This window comes from Mesorhizobium sp. KR1-2 (assembly GCF_040045035.1).
Taxonomy (GTDB): domain Bacteria; phylum Pseudomonadota; class Alphaproteobacteria; order Rhizobiales; family Rhizobiaceae; genus Pseudaminobacter.
The window spans coordinates 78,177-95,676 of record NZ_JBDZDS010000012.1 but is presented as its reverse complement, the minus strand read 5'-3'; the positions used below and the strand labels follow the sequence as shown (position 1 = coordinate 95,676).

Below are 17,500 nucleotides of genomic sequence, written 5' to 3'. Positions count from 1 at the left end.
TGCGGCTCGTCTACCTCCGCGGTGCGGAAGGTGTCCTGGCCTTGTCGTCAATGTCGATCGTCCGTGCCTCGGAAGGCAGCATCACCGGGATGCCGTCGCGGACGGGATAGGCGAGCTTGGCCACCCGCGACACCAGCTCCTGGCGCGACTCGTCCCAGACCAGCGGTCCCTTGGTCAGCGGGCAGGCGAGCAGTTCCAGAAGCTTTCTGTCGACCGGGGGGCTTTCCTGTGTCATCGCTGTCGCACCATGCTCCAAAACTACTGTAGGCCGGGCCCGAATTCATCGTTTTCACGGGCAATCACCATCTCGGTGATGGCAATCAGCGTGTCGGCCCGCGTCTTCAGGTCGGGGGCCTCCAGCAAGGCCTGCTTCTCCGCCGCGCCATAGGGCGCCATCATCGACAGCGCATTGACCAGGAGGGCGTTTTCGGCGCGGCTGACGCCGTCCCAATCGGCCTCCAGATCGTTGGCTTCGAGATAGGCGCGAAAGGCCCTGAGCAGGGCCAGCCGATTGACCTCGCTGCCGGTCGGGTCCTCCGACAGATCCGCCGCGAAGGGCATGATGCGGCATTGGCGGAACGGGGTCTTCACGCCAAGCTCCTGAACGACGCGGAAACGGCAGACGCCCTGCAGCGAAATGAGGTAGCGGCCATCGCCGGTCTCGGCGAAAGAGGTTATGCGCCCGATACAGCCGATCTCGCAGATTTCCGGCTCGCCGTCTTCGCGCAAGCCTCCGTCGAGCGCCGGCTGGACCATGCCGATCAGACGGGGTCCCCCGATGACTTCGTCGACCAGTTGCAGGTAGCGGGGCTCGAAGATGTTGAGCGGCATGCGCCCCCCCGGAAGAAGAAGCGCGGCGGCCAGCGGAAACACCGGAATCGTTACCGGAATATCCTTCGCGAACCGATAATGCGCGTTGCCCGCCTGCAATTTCTCCTCCGCTCCGTCCCCGCTATTCATCTGGTGCGCCGCGCGGCCGGCGCAAGGGATAACCTCCTCGCGTCTTCTCGGTTCTATCAGGAAAACAGCAGCGACGACAGCTTGCGCCGGCTGGCCAGCGTCACCTCGTCGGCCATGCCCCAAGCCTCGAAGAACTGCAGAAGCTGGGTGCGGGCGGCGCTGTCGTTCCAGGCGCGATCCGCCTTGATGATGGCGAGCAGATTGTCGGCGGCCTCGACGCGCATGCCGAGCGCGTTCTGGATCATGGCGAGATCGAAGCGCGCCCGATGATCGTTCGGGTTTGCAGCCAGTCGCGCTTCCAGCTCGGCCGGATTGCCGAGCGCGGCAGCCTGCGCGGCCAGCGCCAGCTTGGCGCGGACAGCGGCAAGCGCGGGCGCATCCGCCTTGTCGGCGGGGGCGCGTGCCAGGACCTCCTCGGCGGCAGCGGTATCGCCCGATTCGAAGAGCAACTCGGCAAGGCCTGCCAGCGCATCGATATTGTCGGGAGCCTGCTGCAGGACAGCGCCGAAGATGTCGGCCGCCGTCTGCAGGTCGCCGGCGGCGCGCGCTTCGGCCGCGGCGGCCAGCGCCTCCGATATCTGCGGTCCCGCGCCCTTGCCGGCGACGCGATCGATGAACTCGCGGATCTGGCTTTCGGGAACGGCTCCCATGATGCCGTCCACGGGCTGGCCGTTCTTGAAGGCGATGACCGCGGGGATCGACTGGATGCCGAGCTGGCCGGCCACGGCGGGGTGGTCGTCAATGTTCATCTTGACCAGCTTGACCTTGCCGCCAGCCGCCATGACCACTTTTTCCAGCACCGGGGCAAGCTGCTTGCAGGGGCCGCACCAGGGCGCCCAGAAGTCGACCAGCACCGGCTGCCGGCGCGATTCCTGGATCACGTCCGCCGCAAAGCTCGCGGTGGTCGCATCCTTCACCGTGAAGGGTTCGGCACCGGCCGCTGCCGCCGATTCGGCCGGCTTTCCGCCGCCATAGGTCACGTTGGTGGCGTAGTGGTTGCCACCGCCGAATGAGTTGTCGTGGTTGCTCATCTCTGCCCTTTCGCCCGCATCGCGGCGCTTTGCTTCACGCTAGTCGCCGAATGCATCGGCAAAGCGGAGTTTCGTCTTCCATGTGGCGATCACGCCGCGACTTTCAAGACAAGCGGATCATGCCCTGTCTCCTTCACAAACCTCAAGAGGTCGCTGCTGGAGATGGAGGTTGTGGCCTCGTTGCTCAGCGGATGCGCGTTGACGATGTCGTTTTCCATGAGGCCGCTGTCGAGCACCAGCTTCACCCGGCGCCCGGTGTCGTTGATCAGGCCGAACACGGTGACGGAGCCGGGCACCACGCCCAGCAGTTCCATCAGCGCCTCCGGCTTGCCGAAGGAAACGCGACTCGCCGCCCCGATCAGATGGTGAATCTGCTTGAGGTCGACCTCGGCCTCCTCGTCCACCGTGACGAGGAAGAAATTGTCCTTCTTGTCCTTCAAGAACAGGTTCTTGGTGTGGCCGCCGATGATTTCGCCGCGCAGCGCCTGCGAATCGGCAACCGTGAAGAGCGGGGGGTGCGATTTCGTGGTGACCGAAATCCCCAGTGAGTCGAGAAATGCGAAAAGCTCGTCGGGTGTCTTGGGCATCAAGGGCTGTTCCTGGCTGTCTCTGAACCGATTCTCGGATGGTTTATGGCCAAAGAATCCGTCGAAACAACCCCCATGCGCCCCACCAAAAAAGAATTTGGCGGCGCAAACGCCTGCGCAGAAAGGCTTTCCGGCCGCCGATGCACGGAAGATGCAAATGTCGCAATTTTCCCTGTTGCAATCGGTCAGCTCTTCGGCCATATAGGCGCGGCTTCCGGCACACAACGGGTCGGGCGAGCGGGTGTAGCTCAGGGGTAGAGCACAACCTTGCCAAGGTTGGGGTCGAGCGTTCGAATCGCTTCACCCGCTCCAGTTTCCTTCAGGAAACAAGCATTTAAATCGGCCGCCTTCGGGCGGCCGTTTTGCTTTTCAGTTCGTGTCGCCACCATGTCGCCACGCCGGGCAAATCCAGCCCGGGTCCGAAAGCATGTGTGCGAATTGCATCCAACTTTTAGAGATCGCACCTTCGGGGTGGCGGCAGGTGGAGTGTGGGACTAAGCTTGGGACATCATCTCCAAGCTTCCCCGTTGCGGACGGATATTCCGCGCCATGGCCCGGTCGAGGGAATTCCGTCGCTGGCTTAATGCGTTGCCATATCGATAATCGAGATATTGAACTAGTCTCGCTGACCGATCGTGGTCATCAGGATTTTTCCAGCCCGGCCCTTGCACGAGAGGGGGGCGGACGGCAAACGCAAGGAGCACGTCATGTCAGATTCCAAGATTTCCCGGCGCGGCGTTCTGGCCGGCTCGGCCTTCCTGCTCGCTTCCACCGCGCTGCCGAGCACTCTGTGGGCGCAGGCGCCGAAGCGGGGAGGGCGGTTGATCGTGGCGTCGGATTCGGAGCCGCGCAACCTTAACCCGGCGATCGTCGCTTCCAACGGCGTGTTCTTCATCGCCAGCAAGGTCATCGAGCCGCTGGCCGAGGCCTCCTTTGACGGCAAGGACGGGCTGGAGCCGCGCCTAGCGCTTAGCTGGGAGGGCTCGGAAGACGGACGCAGCGTGACCTTCAAGCTGCGCGAAAACGTGACCTGGCACGACGGCAAGCCGTTCACCTCTGCCGACGTCGCCTTCTCGGCGCTGCAGGTATGGAAGCCGCTGCAGAATCTCGGCCGCGTCGTGTTCAAGGATCTCGAGGCGGTCGACACGCCTGACGCGCACACCGCCGTGTTCCACTTCTCCAAGCCCACGCCCTTCCAGCTCATCCGCAATGCGCTGCCGGCGCTCACCAGCGTGGTCGCAAAGCACATCTATGAAGGCAGCGACATCGCCGAAAACCCGGCCAACACCGCACTCGTCGGCACCGGGCCGTTCAAGCTCGCCGAACACAAGGCCGGCGAGTATTACCGGCTGGAGCGCAACGACAAATATTGGGGCGAGGGCGAGCCGCATCTCGACGAGATCGTCTACCGCGTGCTGCCCGACCGCGCGGCGGCCGCCGGCGCGCTGGAGGCCGAGGAAATTCACCTTGCCGCCTTCTCGGCCGTGCCGCTGGCCGACCTTGCCCGCATCTCCAAGGTGCCGGGCATCGAGGTGGTGACCAAGGGCTATGAGGGCCTCACCTACCAGCTGGTGGTAGAGATCAACCACCGCCGCAAGGAACTGGCCGACCTCAAGGTGCGCCAGGCCATCGCGCACGCCATCGACAAGGATTTTGTCGTAAAAACCGTCTTCCTCGGCTATGCCGCGCCAGCGACCGGGCCGGTGCCGCAGAACGACAAGCAGTTCTATACCAAGGACGTGCCGGCCTATGAATTCGACCCGGCCAAGGCCAATGCGCTGCTCGACGAGGCCGGCTACAAGCGCGACGCAGACGGCACCCGATTCAAGCTGAAGCTTCTGCCCGCGCCCTATTTCAACGAGACAAAACAGTTCGGCGACTATCTGCGCCAGGCGCTGGCCGCCATCGGCATCGACGCCCAGATCGTCAACAACGACGCGGCCGCGCATCAGAAGGCGGTCTACACCGACCACGACTTCGACCTCGCGGTAGCGCCGCCGGTGTTCCGTGGCGACCCGGCCATCTCCACCACCATCCTCGTGCAGAGCGGCATTCCGGACGGCGTACCCTTCTCCAACCAGGGCGGCTACAAGAACGCCGAGATCGACGCGCTGATCGAAATGGCCTCCGAGACCATCGATGCGGAAGCCCGCACGGCGCTCTATCGCGAGTTCCAGAAGAAGGTGGTGGAAGACCTGCCGCTCATCAACGTGGCCGAGTGGAGCTTTATCACGGTCGCCCGCGACACGGTGAAGAACGTCTCCAACAATCCGCGTTGGGCGGTGTCGAACTGGGCGGACACCTATCTCGAAACATGACATCCTCGGGCAATTCGTTCCCCGAGGATATGTGACGAGACGTGAGACGCGCCTTGCTCCTCCTGCGCCGGCGGCTGATCGGCGCCATTCCGGTGCTGCTGATCGTCGTCGTCGGCACCTTCCTGCTGCTCGAGGCGGCGCCCGGCGACGCCGTAGACGCCTATGTCGGCATGACCGGCGGTGACGCCGGGCTGATTGCCGAACTGCGCCAGACATGGGGCCTAGATCAGCCGGCGCTGGCGCGGCTCGCGGCCTATCTCTGGTCGCTGGCGCATCTCGATCTCGGCTATTCGGTTACCTTCTCGCGGCCGATCCGCGACGTGATCCTGGAGCGACTGCCCAACACGCTGCTGCTGATGGGCAGCGCCACCGCGCTCTCTTTCGGCGCCGGCTCGCTGCTCGGCATCGTTGCCGGCGCGCGGCCGGGCAGTTTTCGCGACCGTTTCTTGTCCATCGGCTCGCTGGCTCTTTACGCCGTGCCGGGCTTCTGGCTCGGGCTGGTGCTAACAGTGCTGTTTTCGGTGCAACTTCGCTGGTTCCCTTCGAGCGGCATCGAAACCATTGCCTCTGGCAAGGCCGGAGTTTCGCGCGCGCTCGACATCGCTCAGCATCTGGTGCTGCCAGTGGCGGCACTCGGCATCATCTATCTGGCGCTCTATCTGCGCGTCATGCGCGCCGGCATGGCCGAGATCTGGCGCATGGATTTTGTACTGGCCGCCCGCGCCAAGGGCATTTCCCGCCGGCGCATCGTCTGGCGCCATGTGGCGCGCAATGCGCTTTTGCCGCTCGTCACCATGCTCGGCCTGCAATCGGCAGCCATGCTGGGCGGCAGCGTGGTCATCGAAAGCGTGTTTTCCATTCCCGGCCTCGGCCGGCTGGCGCAAGAGGCGGTCGGCTCACGCGACACGCCGCTGCTGCTCGGCATCATCCTGGTCAGCGCCGTGCTGGTCATCCTCATCAATCTCGTGGTCGACATGCTCTATGCCGTGCTCGATCCGCGCGTCGGCGCGAGCGAGGAGAGCGCATGAGCTTGTTGCGCCGCTTCCTGCGCACGCCCGAGGCAGTGGCTGGCGCGCTGATCCTTGCAGCACTTGTCGCCATGGCGCTGGCGGCCCCGCTGCTGTTTCCGCGCGATCCGCTGTCGATCGCCGGCCCGGCGCTTTTGCCGCCCTTTCAGGACTGGTCGCTGCCGCTGGGCACTGACCGGCTCGGCCGCGACGTGCTGGCCGAACTCTTTCACGGCGCGCGCACCTCGATTGCCGTCGGGCTGGCGGCGGCGGCGACCTCCATCGCAATCGGCGCCACCATCGGCACGCTGGCCGGCTTTGCCGGCGGCCTGACCGACGAGGTCCTGATGCGCATCACCGACGCCTTCCAGACCGTACCGGGCTTTCTGCTGGCGCTCGCCTTCGTCAGCGTCGTCGGGCCGTCGCTGGCCGTGGTGGTGATCGCCATCGCGCTCGGCGCTTGGACCGGCCCCGCACGCGTCGCCCGCGCCGAGGTGCTGTCGATCCGCGAACGCGACTATGTCGCCAGCGCCCGCGTGATCGGCATGCACCCGCTGGAGATCGCCTTCCGCGAGGTGCTGCCCAATGCGCTGCCGCCGGTGCTGGCGCTTTCTTCCATCATCGTCGCCGCCGCCATCCTCGTCGAAGCAGCACTCTCCTTCCTCGGCCTTGGCGACCCCAATCGCGTGACCTGGGGCGGCATGATCGCCGAGGGCCGCGCCGTACTGCGCTCGGCACCCTTCCTGTCAATCATCCCCGGCATCGCGCTGGTGCTCACCGTGCTCGGCGTCTATCTGGCTGGCGAGGGCTTTGTCGAAGCCTCCGCCGCAAGGAAGCGCCAGTCATGAGCGTTCGTCTCACAGTGGAAAAGCTAGGCGTGAGCTATCGCGGCGATGGTCGGGAAACCGAAGTGCTGAAGGATGTCTCCTTCGAGCTCCGCGCCGGCGAGCGGCTTGCCATCATCGGCGAAAGCGGCTCGGGCAAGAGCACGCTGGCGCTGGCCATTGCCGGCCTGCTGCCGGCCGGCTCGCGCGTCGACGGCAACGTCCGCTGGCCGGAACTCGGGCGTCAGCCAATCAATGGCCGCGACCTCGGCTTCGTCTTCCAGGACCCGTCCTCAAGCCTCAACCCGGTGCTGACCATAGGCGAACAGATCGCTGAAGTGGTGCGCGCGCATCTCGGCATGGCCTGGCGAGAGGCCTATGCACACGCCGAAATGCTGCTTGGCCGCGTGCGTCTGCCCGATCCGGCCTCGGCGCTGAGAGCATTCCCGCACCAGCTTTCCGGCGGCCAGCGCCAGCGCGTGGCGATTGCCGAGGCGATCGCGGCGCGGCCGAGCCTGCTGATCGCCGATGAGGCGACCAGCGCGCTCGACACCATCGTGCAGGCCGATATCGTGAAGCTGATCGAGGAACTGGTGGTCGAGGACGGCGTGTCGCTCATGTTCATCAGCCACGACATCGCACTCGCCAGCCAGATCGCTGACCGCATCGCCGTGTTCCGACATGGCCGGCTGGTCGAGATAGGGGAGGCGGAACAGATCGTCGATGCGCCGCGGGAGGCCTACACCAAGAGCCTGCTCGCCGCGCATATGGGGCTCGACACGCCGTCGCTGCTTTCGCCGGAGGCTGTCGCATGAGCGCACCGCTTCTTACAGCCACCGGCCTGCGCAAACGCTTCGACAGCCGCGGCCGCGCCGTTGACGCGCTGGACGATGTCAGCTTCGAGGTCGCGCCGGGCGAGACGCTGGCGCTTGTCGGCCCCTCGGGCAGCGGCAAGACAACCGCCGCACGCGCCTTGATGCGGCTAACCGAGCTCGACGGCGGCGAAGTCCGCTTCGACAGCGAGGACCTTCTGGCGCTCAAGGGCGCTCGGCTCCGCGCCGTCCGCGCCCGGCTGCAAATGGTGTTCCAAGACCCGCGCGCCGCCTTCAACCCGCGCGCGACCGTCGCGCGGGTGCTGGACGATCCGCTGCGCATCCATGGCATCGTGCCGCGCGCGAGGCGGCCTGAGGCGATCGCGCAGCTTCTGCGGCGGGTCGGCCTGTCGCCCGATCTCGCCACCCGCGCGATCCACGATATTTCCGGCGGCCAGCGCCAGCGCGTTGCGATCGCCCGCGCCATCGCCACGCACCCGCGGCTGATCGTGCTGGACGAGGCGGTGTCGGCGCTCGACGTTTCAGTGCGCGGGCAGATCCTCGAGCTGCTGCTCGACCTTCAACGCTCGCAAGACATCGCCTATCTGTTCATCTCGCACGATCTCGGCGTGGTGCGGGCCATCGCCCATCGCGTCGCCATCATGGACAAAGGCCGGATCGTGGAGACGGGCGGGGCCGCCGGGGTGATCGCCAACCCGCAGTCCTCTACCGGGCAGGCGCTCGTGGCGGCTGCGCCAAAGCTCAGGCATCGGGGCTGACGCGGGCTCTCTAACGTTTGCATTTTGTCAACACTCGCGGCCGTGCTAACCGAAGCCCATGGCACAGAAGAAAGCGCATGAAGTCGATACCTGGCTGTCGCGGCCCGATCCCAGGGCCGTTATCGTCCTGATCTACGGGCCGGACCGCGGGCTGGTGGCCGAACGCGGCCGCGGCTTCGCCGAAAAGACCGGGCTGCCGCTGGACGATCCCTTCACGGTGGTGCGCCTGGAAGGCTCGGAAGTCGAAAAAGAAAGCGGCCGCCTGCTCGACGAGGCACACACCGTGCCGATGTTTTCCACCCGCCGCCTGCTCTGGGTGCGCAACGCCGCCGGCCAGAAGGGACTGGCCGACGACGTAAAGGTCCTATCCAAGGAGGCGCCGCGCGACGCGATCGTGCTAATCGAAGCCGGCGACCTGAAGAAGGGCGCCGCCCTGCGCACGGTGGTGGAAGGCTGCGACTGGGGCATGGCGCTGCCCTGCTATGCCGACGAGGCGCGCAGCATCGACCAGGTGATCGACGAGGAGATGCAGAAGGGCGGCATGTCGCTGACGATGGAAGCACGGCAGGCCCTGAGAAAAAACCTCGGCGGCGACCGGCTTGCCTCGCGCGGCGAGATCCAGAAGCTGGTGCTTTATGCCATGGGCAAAAGCCAGGTCGACCTCGACGACGTGAAGGCGATGATCGGCGACGTGTCCGGCATTTCCTTCGACGATGCCATCGACGCCGTGCTTGAGGGCAAGATCGAGGCCTTCGACACCGTCTTCACCCGCCACACCCAGAGCGGCGCCCAGCCATTCCTGATGCTGGCAGCGGCGATGCGGCAATTCCAGGCGATCCAACTCATGCGCGCTGCGATGGACAACAGCGGCGCGCGTAACGCCGCCGCGATCGTCGGCGCGGCACGGCCGCCCGTCTTCTTCTCCCGCCGCAAGATCGTGGAGGGCGCGGTCGAGCGCTGGACCGGCCCTGCCTTGGCCAAAGCGCTGGCTCGGCTGCAGGATGCAGTTTTGCAAACCCGCCGCCGGCCCGATCTTGCTGCAGCAATCGCCCGGCAGGCCTTGCTCGGCATTGCGGTGGAAAGCGCCAGGCTGCGTCAGCGACGCTGACCAAACCGAGGGTTTCCGACAACGCATCTAGCGTCGGAAACCCGCCAACTCCCAATCCATACCGCCGGACTGGCCCCAAAACGACTTCAGGCGGACGATTGCACGCCCGCCTGAATGAATTACATAAGAATCAATAACTTAGATGGATAACAAAACCTGAATATCAGGCTTTGAGTCGCCGGCACAGCTCGTCGAGCTGCTCGAGCGTCTTGTAGCCGATGCGCAGCTCGCCGCCCTTGGCCTTATGTGCGATGGCAACGCGCATTCCGGTGACATCGGACAGCAGCTTTTCCAGCGCCAGCGTGTCGGCATCCTTTTCCACCGGGGCCGAAACCTTGGCTTCCTGCACCACTTCCGGAGGCAGCTGCGCCAACATTTCGGCCTGGCGCACGGAAAGACCTTCCTCGACGATGCGCTTGGCAAGCCCGACCGGATCGGCCGCGGTGACCAGCGCGCGCGCATGGCCCGCCGACAGCTGTCCATCGACCAGCATGTCGCGGATCACGTCCGGCAGTTTCAAAAGGCGCAGCGTATTGGCCACATGGCTGCGGCTCTTGCCGATCACCTGGCCAAGGTCGGCTTGTGTATAATTGTGGTCATCGATCAGTTGCTGGTAGCCGAGCGCTTCTTCCACCGGATTGAGGTCGGTGCGCTGGACGTTCTCGATGATTGCCAGCTCGAGCGCCGTGCGGTCGTTGACATCCCGGACGATGACCGGGATCTCCGCCAGGCCCGCGCGCTGGGCAGCACGCCAGCGGCGCTCGCCGGCGATGATCTCATAGCGGCCGGCCTCGCCAGGGGCGGGGCGCACAACCACCGGCTGGACGACGCCGTGCTCGCGGATGGACTGCGCGAGATCGGTGAGTTCCGCATCGCCGAAATGACGGCGCGGGTTGCGAGGGTTCGGCGCCACGAACTCGATCGGCACATGTCCGTCCGAGGACACGACGGGCTGCGCGGGAGCCGCCGGCTTGTCGATTTCGCCGATCAGTGCGGCGAGACCACGTCCAAGCCGCTTCTTCGAGATGTCTTCGTTCATGACCTATCCAGACTGTTTCGCAACCGAATCTATGCCGCCTTGAGCTTGCGTTCCTGCCGAATGACTTCGGAGGCAAGCTGTAGGTAGGCCTGGCTGCCAGAGCATTTGAGATCGTAGAGGATGGCGGGCTTGCCGTGCGACGGCGCTTCCGAAACGCGCACATTGCGCGGGATGATGGTCTCGTAGACCTTTTCGCCCATATGGGCGCGCACGTCTTCCACCACCTGATTGGCCAGATTATTGCGGCCGTCATACATGGTCATGACGATGCCCTGGATGACAAGGTCCGGATTGATCGAGCCGCGCACCTGCTCGACCGTCTCCAGAAGCTGGCTGAGACCTTCGAGCGCGAAGAATTCGCACTGCAGTGGCACCAGGACCGAATCCGCGGCCGCCATCGAATTCAGCGTCAACAGGTTGAGGGACGGGGGACAGTCGATCAGCACATAGGAATATTTGCCGACCCGCTCGGAGGACGCGCGTACGGCATTGCGCAGACGCAGGACGCGATCGGGAGCCCCGGCAATCTCCATCTCGACGCCAAGCAGATCGAGCGTCGACGGCACGATTGACAGACCGGGGACCGCCGTGGCCACCGCCGCGTCCTCCAATGTCATGTCGCCGGCCAGAACGTCATAGGACGATACCGACCGGTCACGCCGGTCAATGCCGAGCCCGGTGCTGGCGTTGCCCTGCGGGTCGAGATCGACGATGAGCACCTGCTCGCCGATGGCCGCAAGCGCGGTGGCAAGATTGATGGCTGTCGTGGTCTTGCCCACGCCGCCCTTCTGGTTTGCCACGGTGATGATACGGGGCCTGGTCATCATGATCATGCTTCTGTTGTAATCCTGTTCAACGGAACGCAATTTACACTCGACGCAGACTGGAAATTTCCAGAACAATGCTCTGCGGGTCGATCAAGCTCTTGTGTTCTACCAGCTCGAACGACCACAGTTTAGAGCTTTCTTCCACCTCGGCCCGGTAATCCCGTCCTTTGTGGAACAGGGCCTTCGCGCCAGAGGTCAGCCACGGTGCCGAGAGCTGCAAAAGCAGGGGCAGGGGTGCCAGAGCACGCGCCGTGACCACCTCGACATCGCGAATCACCTGGTAAGTGTCCTCGATTCGCTTGGCATGAATATGGGCAGGCAGCCGGAATTCGCCGCAAACCATCTGCAGGAAGGACGTTTTTTTCCGGTTGCTTTCGACCAGATCGATACTCGCGCCGTCGCGCTCCATAAGCAGGAAGCCGAGCACCAGCCCGGGAAAACCGCCACCGGAGCCGAGATCGACCCACCGTTTGGCATCGGGCGCGAGGCGTGCAAGCTGCGCGCTGTCGAGGATGTGCCGGCGCCAGGTCTCGTCGAGCGTCGACGGCGCGGACAGGTTTATCCGCGCGGCCCATTTGCGAAACAGCGTTTCGAAGGCCTGCAGCCGTTCAAAAGTTTCACGTGAAACAGGCCCGGCCAGGGCACAGAGTTCGTCAAAGGCTGCAGAAGTCACGCCGCACCCTTCCGCTGCTGCGCGCTTTCGCTGTGGCGAACATGCGCCACAATGATCGCCAGCGCCGCCGGCGTCATGCCGTCTATGCGCTGCGCGTCCGCCACCGACCGGGGCCGGCGCTCGCGCAGCTTCTGCTTCAATTCATTGGAAAGGCCCGGAACCGCTTCGAAGCTCAATTCCTGCGGGATCAACCGCTCTTCTTCGCGGCGGATCTGAACCGCGTCGGCGGTCTGGCGATCGAGGTAGACGGCATAGCTGGCCTCGATTTCGAGCGCCTCGGCGGAGCGCGCATCGAGTTCGGCGAACTGCGGCCAGACCTGCGCAAGCCGCTCAAGGGTGACATCGGGGTAGGAGAGGAGGTCGTAGGCCGAGCGTCGCACTCCGTCCATGTTGACCTGGAAGCCGCATCGGCGCGCCTCGTTGGGTGTCACTTCAATCGACTTCGCCATTTCCCGCGCCTGATCCAGCCGCTGGGCGACCTTGCGGAAGCGGGTCGTACGGGCTTCACCAACAATCCCTAGTTCCATCGCCTTCGGAGTCAGACGCTCGTCGGCATTGTCGGCGCGCAGCGAAAGGCGGAATTCGGCGCGCGAGGTGAACATGCGGTAGGGTTCGGTGATGCCACGGCTGGTCAGATCGTCGATCATCACGCCGATATAGGCTTCGGTGCGGCTGAAGATGACGCCGTCGCCGCCGGAGGCTTTTCGCGCAGCATTCAGACCGGCCAACAGCCCTTGTGCACCCGCTTCCTCATAGCCCGTCGTGCCATTGATCTGGCCGGCGAGGAACAGGCCACTGACGCGACGAGTTTCCAGCGTCAGCTCGAGCTCGCGCGGGTCGACGTGGTCGTATTCGATCGCGTAGCCCGGCTGCAGCATCTGCGCCTTCTCGAGACCCGGGATGGTCTTCAACAGATCGAGCTGCACGTCTTCGGGCAGCGAGGTTGATATACCATTGGGATAGACCGTGTCGTCATCCAGCCCTTCCGGCTCCAGAAATATCTGATGGCCCTCACGGTCGCCGAACTTGACGATCTTGTCTTCGATGGACGGACAGTAGCGCGGACCGATGCCTTCGATATTGCCGGAATACATCGCTGAGCGGCCAAGGTTCTGACGTATCAGATCATGGCTCGCCGGCGTGGTGCGGGTGATGCCGCAATCGATCTGCGGGTTGGCGATCGTGTCGGTCATCAGCGAGAAGGGGACCGGCTGTTCGTCCGCCGCCTGCCGATCCAGGGATGCCCAGTCAATGGTGCGGCCGTCGAGACGGGGCGGCGTGCCTGTCTTGAGGCGACCGAGCCTGAAGCCTGCGCGCATCATCGTGGCCGAGAGGCCGATGGAAGCTTGCTCGTTCATACGGCCAGCCGGGAACCGACGTTCGCCGATATGGATCAGACCACGCAGGAAGGTTCCCGTGGTGAGGACCACAGCACCGCAGCCGAGGCGGCGGCCATCGGCCAGGACTGTGGCGGCGACGCGCCCATCCTCGATCTCGAGGTCGAAGACCTCACCCTCGACGACATCCAGGTTGGCTTGCTCCGCAATCGCCGCCTGCATGGCAAGGCGATAGAGCTTGCGATCGGCCTGGGTGCGCGGACCGCGTACGGCCGGGCCCTTCTTGCGATTAAGCAGTCGAAACTGGATGCCGGCGGCATCGGCCACCCGGCCCATCAGGCCGTCCAGCGCATCGATTTCCCGAACGAGGTGTCCCTTGCCCAGACCGCCGATGGCGGGGTTGCAGGACATCACGCCAATGGTGTCGGCACGCAAGCTGACCAGTGCGGTACGGGCACCGGCGCGCGCGGCAGCGCTGGCCGCTTCACAGCCTGCATGACCGCCGCCGACAACGATGACATCGTAGGTGCCGTTCATATATCTCTCCGGAACACGACCTCTCAATGTTGGTGTTCGTTGCCGGAGTCAAGGCAACAATGCGCAATTTTGTTTCACGTGAAACACAGGCGAGGCGCGGGCTGTGTTTCACGTGAGTCATTTATGTGGATGACATGTTTCACGTGAGTCATCGCAGCCGCGCCACGGTGTTTCACGTGAGTCACTTGCCGATACAGAACTGCGAAAAGATCACGTCCAGCAGGTCTTCGGTGTCGACGGCGCCGGAGATCCGGCCCAACCGATCTGAGGCTAGGCGCAGGTTTTCCGAACGAAGCTCAAGCTGCTCCTCGGGAAGGGTGAGGGCGGCTTCCAGATATTCCGTCGTCCGGGATAAAAGATCGATGTGCCGCTGGCGCGACGGCAGTACGTCACCGACGTCGCCAACCGCCGTCACCGCCCGCGTTGTGATCAGGTCGAGCAGCGCATCGACGCCCGCTCCGGTGGTGCTCGACACGAGGCCGTCATATACGCCTGCGTCCGGATTGGAAATCGCCCCATCGGGAAGGTCGGCCTTGGTGCCAATGCGCAGCATGGGGGAGGGGCTATCGATCTCGGGAATGTGGTCCGACGCCGTGAGGTCTTCAAGGTAGAGGATGAGGTCCGCAGCGCGCGCCCGCTCCAGAGCCCGGCCGATGCCGATCGCTTCGACCTTGCCCGGCGCATCGCGAATGCCTGCAGTATCGGTCAGCCGCACTTTCACCCCGTCAAGGTCGAGCACCACTTCCACCAGGTCGCGCGTCGTTCCGGGCTCGTCGGTGACGATCGCCACTTCGCGTCGTGCGAGAGTGTTGAGCAGGCTGGACTTGCCGGCGTTGGGAGCGCCGAGGATGACGACGTCAAAGCCGTCCCTAATGATCTCGGCGCGGTGGAAGCCGCGCACGTGCCGGCGGATCTCCTCGATCATGGCGCGAACATCCGCCCACACCGTCGAGGATACCGAACCGGGAATGTCAGCCTCATCGGCAAAATCCATCTCGGCTTCGATCATGGCGCGGGCGTGGATCAGCCGACGGCGCCAGTCGAGATAGAGCCCACTCTGCCGACCCTCACCGTTCAGCACCGCAAAGCGCCGCTGGGCTTCGGTCTCGGCCGTGACGAGGTCGGCCAGGGATTCGGCTTCGACCAGATCGACCTTGCCATTGAGGAAGGCCCGGCGCGTGAACTCGCCGGGTTCAGCCAGCCGGAAGCCCTCCAGCGCAGTGATCGTTTCGGTAACGGCCTGGACGACTGCACGGCCGCCATGCACATGCAGCTCGGCCGAGTCCTCGCCAGTGAAACTCGCAGGTCCGGGCAAGAACAGGACAATGCCGCTGTCGAGCAGCGCACCATCCGGGGACCGCATCTGCTTGTAGAGCGCCCGACGCGGTGAGGGCACGTTACCGGTGATCGTTTCGAGAGCGAATCGAGTCTGCGGACCTGACATGCGGATGACGGCGATGCCTGATGGCAGGCGCCCGCTCGACAGAGCCACGATGGAATCCTGGAATATCATTTGCTCGCCTTCCCCATGCGCCCTAAGCTTTCGCCTGTCCTTTGTATGAGTGAGTTGCACATCTTGACGCTGCCGGCCGAAAATCTGCTTTCCGACGAGACCAGCCCCTATTTGCGCCAGCACAGCGGCAACCCTGTCCACTGGCGGGCCTGGTCGCGTGATTCCCTGGCCGAGGCCCAGCGGGAACAGAAGCCGATCCTGCTTTCGGTGGGCTACGCCGCCTGCCACTGGTGCCACGTGATGGCGCATGAAAGCTTCGAAAGCGAAGATGTCGCCGCCGTCATGAACCGTCTGTTCGTCAATATCAAGGTCGATCGCGAGGAGCGGCCGGACATCGACCAGATCTACATGGCCGCGTTGACGGCGATGGGAGAGCAGGGCGGTTGGCCGCTCACAATATTCCTGACTCCTGACGCCAAGCCGTTCTGGGGCGGCACGTATTTTCCGAAGGAGGCGCGCTACGGCCGGCCCGGTTTCATCCAGGTGCTCGAGGCAGTCAACAAGGCCTGGCAGGAGAAGAGGGAGAGCCTCTCGGCAAGCGGCGAACAGTTGAAGTCGCACATCGCGGCGCGACTGGCGGCCAGCCATGCGCCGGCGCAGCTCAGCGAGACGCAGCTGACCGCACTCGCCGACGGCGTTTACGGCATGATCGACCACGACGCCGGAGGCTTACGCGGCGCGCCGAAATTCCCAAATGCGCCTTTCATGCAGACGCTTTGGCTCAATTGGCTGAAGAACGGTTCGACCGCGCATCGCGACGCCGTTACCGGAAGTTTTGGACACATGCTGTGCGGCGGCATCTATGATCATGTGGGCGGCGGCCTCGCCCGCTACTCCACCGACGCCGAGTGGCTGGTGCCGCATTTCGAGAAGATGCTCTACGACAATGCGCAGCTTCTGAGGCAGGCCAACTGGGTCTTCGCCGCGACCGGAAACGAATTGTTCCGGATACGAATCGAGGAGACCATCGACTGGCTCCTGCGCGAAATGCGCGTAGAAGGCGGCGGCTTCGCCTCCAGCCTCGATGCCGACAGCGAAGGCGAGGAAGGCCTCTTCTACACCTGGGGCAGGGATGAGATCGAGGCGGCCCTTGGCGGCGACGCGAAGCCGTTCTTCGACAATTTCAGCCTGGCCGCCCCGGCCAATTGGGAAGGCAAGCCGATCATCCACCAGACTTCCGCGCAGGCGCGCCATGAGGTCGAGCATCTCGAAGAAGTCGCGCGGCTGAAGCAGCGCCTGCTCGCCGCGCGCGAACGCCGCATCCGGCCCGGCCGCGACGACAAGGTTCTGGCCGACTGGAACGGGCTGCTCATCACCGCCCTGGCCGAGACCGCCCGCTCGCTGGGTCGGCCCGATTGGATCGCCGCCGGGGAGGCGGCATTTGCCTTTATCGTTGCCCATGCGGACGCGGATGGTCGCCTGCCGCATTCCATTCTGGGCAGCCGCGCACTCTATCCCGCGCTTTCGTCCGACTATGCTGCGATGATCAATGCGGCGATAGCCCTATACGAAGCGACCGGCAAGCAGAGCTATGTCGAGCAAGCGGAGCGGTTCCTGGCCGAGCTCGACCGCTGGTATCTGGACGACAACGGCGTCGGCTATTTCCTGACCGCCTCCGACAGCGCCGACGTGCCGATACGCATCCGCGGCGACGTCGACGAGGCGATCCCCTCGGCAACCAGCCAGATCATAGAGGCAATGGCGAGGCTGGCGAGCGTCACCGGCTCGGTCGCGCTTCAAGAGAAGTCGTGGCGCGTTGCCGAACACGCCGCCGGCAGAGCCAGTCGACAGCAATACGGCCAGGCCGGCATCGTCAACGCCTGCGCTCTGGTGCTGGCGCCGATGAAGCTGGTCATCGTCGACGATCCAGACGCGCCGAGATTCGTTCCGGTGGCGAATCGATGCCCGGATCCCAGGCGAATCGACATTGCGATTCCGTTGGGTGCAACCACCGACCTGCCCAGCCTGCCGGGTGAAAGCTATCCGTCAACGAAACAGGCCGGCGCATATCTCTGCACCGGCCCGCTGTGTCTGCCTGTCATTTCCGATCCGGCGGAGCTGGAACGCGCGCTGCGGCGCTGAGCCTGCCCAAAAAGCCGTCGGCTTTCCGGAACGCACCGTCCCGGACCGCCGTCGAGGCCTGGCTCC

General features: G+C 64.5%; 16 protein-coding genes and 1 tRNA gene. 8 read left to right on the top strand and 9 right to left on the bottom strand.

Annotated features, from left to right (window positions below; genetic code table 11):
- Positions 1-10: 10 nt before the first annotated feature.
- The 4 genes from ABLE85_RS21195 to ABLE85_RS21180 form a co-directional block, all read right to left on the bottom strand.
- Positions 11-235, bottom strand: a complete 225-nt coding sequence (locus ABLE85_RS21195; protein ID WP_348794696.1) for a Trm112 family protein — start codon at positions 233-235, stop codon at positions 11-13.
- A gap of 23 nt (positions 236-258) precedes the next feature.
- Positions 259-930: an LON peptidase substrate-binding domain-containing protein gene (locus tag ABLE85_RS21190; RefSeq protein WP_348794807.1), complete on the bottom strand. Its 672-nt coding sequence runs from the start codon at positions 928-930 to the stop codon at positions 259-261.
- An 86-nt stretch (positions 931-1,016) separates the two neighbouring features.
- A complete protein-coding gene (gene trxA / locus ABLE85_RS21185; protein ID WP_348794695.1) occupies positions 1,017-1,991 on the bottom strand; it encodes a thioredoxin in 975 nt (324 codons plus the stop codon).
- 89 nt (positions 1,992-2,080) lie between these two features.
- Positions 2,081-2,578 (bottom strand): prolyl-tRNA synthetase associated domain-containing protein, encoded by a 498-nt coding sequence (locus tag ABLE85_RS21180; protein ID WP_348794806.1) that lies wholly within the window; start codon positions 2,576-2,578, stop codon positions 2,081-2,083.
- A gap of 237 nt (positions 2,579-2,815) precedes the next feature.
- Here ABLE85_RS21180 and ABLE85_RS21175 point away from each other — a divergent pair.
- The 7 genes from ABLE85_RS21175 (at position 2,816) to holA (ending at position 9,426) form a co-directional block, all read left to right on the top strand.
- Positions 2,816-2,890: transfer RNA gene (locus ABLE85_RS21175), tRNA-Gly, on the top strand.
- Between the two features lie 395 nt (positions 2,891-3,285).
- The gene (locus tag ABLE85_RS21170) at positions 3,286-4,896 is read left to right on the top strand and encodes an ABC transporter substrate-binding protein (protein ID WP_348794694.1); all 1,611 of its coding nucleotides are present in this window, start codon (positions 3,286-3,288) and stop codon (positions 4,894-4,896) included.
- Positions 4,897-4,937: 41 nt separating this feature from the next.
- Positions 4,938-5,924, top strand: coding sequence for an ABC transporter permease (locus tag ABLE85_RS21165; RefSeq protein ID WP_348794693.1), 987 nt, complete (start codon positions 4,938-4,940; stop codon positions 5,922-5,924).
- Positions 5,921-6,751, top strand: a complete 831-nt coding sequence (locus ABLE85_RS21160; RefSeq protein WP_348794692.1) for an ABC transporter permease — start codon at positions 5,921-5,923, stop codon at positions 6,749-6,751. Before ABLE85_RS21165 ends, ABLE85_RS21160 begins: the two co-directional genes overlap by 4 nt.
- Complete coding sequence (locus tag ABLE85_RS21155; protein ID WP_348794691.1) at positions 6,748-7,542, top strand: ABC transporter ATP-binding protein; 795 nt, start codon at positions 6,748-6,750, stop codon at positions 7,540-7,542. The genes ABLE85_RS21160 and ABLE85_RS21155 overlap by 4 nt, the downstream gene beginning before the upstream one ends.
- Positions 7,539-8,318 carry an ATP-binding cassette domain-containing protein gene (locus ABLE85_RS21150; protein WP_348794690.1) on the top strand — a complete coding sequence of 260 codons (780 nt, stop codon included), beginning with the start codon at positions 7,539-7,541 and terminating at the stop codon, positions 8,316-8,318. The genes ABLE85_RS21155 and ABLE85_RS21150 overlap by 4 nt, the downstream gene beginning before the upstream one ends.
- Before the next feature lie 58 nt (positions 8,319-8,376).
- Positions 8,377-9,426 (top strand): DNA polymerase III subunit delta, encoded by a 1,050-nt coding sequence (holA, locus tag ABLE85_RS21145; RefSeq protein ID WP_348794689.1) that lies wholly within the window; start codon positions 8,377-8,379, stop codon positions 9,424-9,426.
- Positions 9,427-9,589: 163 nt separating this feature from the next.
- Here the strand turns inward: holA and ABLE85_RS21140 are convergent, their stop codons facing one another.
- The 5 genes from ABLE85_RS21140 to mnmE all read right to left on the bottom strand — a co-directional run bounded on the left by ABLE85_RS21140 (position 9,590) and on the right by mnmE (position 15,352).
- Positions 9,590-10,465 carry a ParB/RepB/Spo0J family partition protein gene (locus tag ABLE85_RS21140; protein WP_348794688.1) on the bottom strand — a complete coding sequence of 292 codons (876 nt, stop codon included), beginning with the start codon at positions 10,463-10,465 and terminating at the stop codon, positions 9,590-9,592.
- 29 nt (positions 10,466-10,494) lie between these two features.
- The gene (locus tag ABLE85_RS21135) at positions 10,495-11,292 is read right to left on the bottom strand and encodes a ParA family protein (protein WP_348794687.1); all 798 of its coding nucleotides are present in this window, start codon (positions 11,290-11,292) and stop codon (positions 10,495-10,497) included.
- Positions 11,293-11,332: 40 nt separating this feature from the next.
- Positions 11,333-11,965, bottom strand: a complete 633-nt coding sequence (gene rsmG, locus ABLE85_RS21130) for a 16S rRNA (guanine(527)-N(7))-methyltransferase RsmG (RefSeq protein WP_348794686.1) — start codon at positions 11,963-11,965, stop codon at positions 11,333-11,335.
- The gene (gene mnmG / locus ABLE85_RS21125) at positions 11,962-13,839 is read right to left on the bottom strand and encodes a tRNA uridine-5-carboxymethylaminomethyl(34) synthesis enzyme MnmG (protein WP_348794685.1); all 1,878 of its coding nucleotides are present in this window, start codon (positions 13,837-13,839) and stop codon (positions 11,962-11,964) included. The genes rsmG and mnmG overlap by 4 nt, the downstream gene beginning before the upstream one ends.
- 181 nt (positions 13,840-14,020) lie before the next feature.
- Positions 14,021-15,352, bottom strand: coding sequence for a tRNA uridine-5-carboxymethylaminomethyl(34) synthesis GTPase MnmE (gene mnmE, locus ABLE85_RS21120; RefSeq protein WP_348794684.1), 1,332 nt, complete (start codon positions 15,350-15,352; stop codon positions 14,021-14,023).
- Positions 15,353-15,415: 63 nt separating this feature from the next.
- On the opposite strand from mnmE, the gene ABLE85_RS21115 reads away from it, so the two are divergent.
- Positions 15,416-17,434 carry a thioredoxin domain-containing protein gene (locus ABLE85_RS21115; RefSeq protein WP_348794683.1) on the top strand — a complete coding sequence of 673 codons (2,019 nt, stop codon included), beginning with the start codon at positions 15,416-15,418 and terminating at the stop codon, positions 17,432-17,434.
- The last annotated feature ends 66 nt before the right edge of the window (positions 17,435-17,500 follow it).

Bases quoted from the DNA above. Each gene is read 5' to 3' on its own strand.
- ABLE85_RS21195 (WP_348794696.1), bottom strand. From the start codon at position 235: ATGACACAGGAAAGCCCCCCGGTCGACAGAAAGCTTCTGGAACTGCTC.
- trxA (WP_348794695.1), bottom strand. From the start codon at position 1,991: ATGAGCAACCACGACAACTCATTCGGCGGTGGCAACCACTACGCCACC.
- ABLE85_RS21180 (WP_348794806.1), bottom strand. From the start codon at position 2,578: ATGCCCAAGACACCCGACGAGCTTTTCGCATTTCTCGACTCACTGGGG.
- ABLE85_RS21170 (WP_348794694.1), top strand. From the start codon at position 3,286: ATGTCAGATTCCAAGATTTCCCGGCGCGGCGTTCTGGCCGGCTCGGCC.
- ABLE85_RS21160 (WP_348794692.1), top strand. From the start codon at position 5,921: ATGAGCTTGTTGCGCCGCTTCCTGCGCACGCCCGAGGCAGTGGCTGGC.
- ABLE85_RS21155 (WP_348794691.1), top strand. From the start codon at position 6,748: ATGAGCGTTCGTCTCACAGTGGAAAAGCTAGGCGTGAGCTATCGCGGC.
- ABLE85_RS21150 (WP_348794690.1), top strand. From the start codon at position 7,539: ATGAGCGCACCGCTTCTTACAGCCACCGGCCTGCGCAAACGCTTCGAC.
- holA (WP_348794689.1), top strand. From the start codon at position 8,377: ATGGCACAGAAGAAAGCGCATGAAGTCGATACCTGGCTGTCGCGGCCC.
- ABLE85_RS21140 (WP_348794688.1), bottom strand. From the start codon at position 10,465: ATGAACGAAGACATCTCGAAGAAGCGGCTTGGACGTGGTCTCGCCGCA.
- ABLE85_RS21135 (WP_348794687.1), bottom strand. From the start codon at position 11,292: ATGATGACCAGGCCCCGTATCATCACCGTGGCAAACCAGAAGGGCGGC.
- mnmG (WP_348794685.1), bottom strand. From the start codon at position 13,839: ATGAACGGCACCTACGATGTCATCGTTGTCGGCGGCGGTCATGCAGGC.
- mnmE (WP_348794684.1), bottom strand. From the start codon at position 15,352: ATGATATTCCAGGATTCCATCGTGGCTCTGTCGAGCGGGCGCCTGCCA.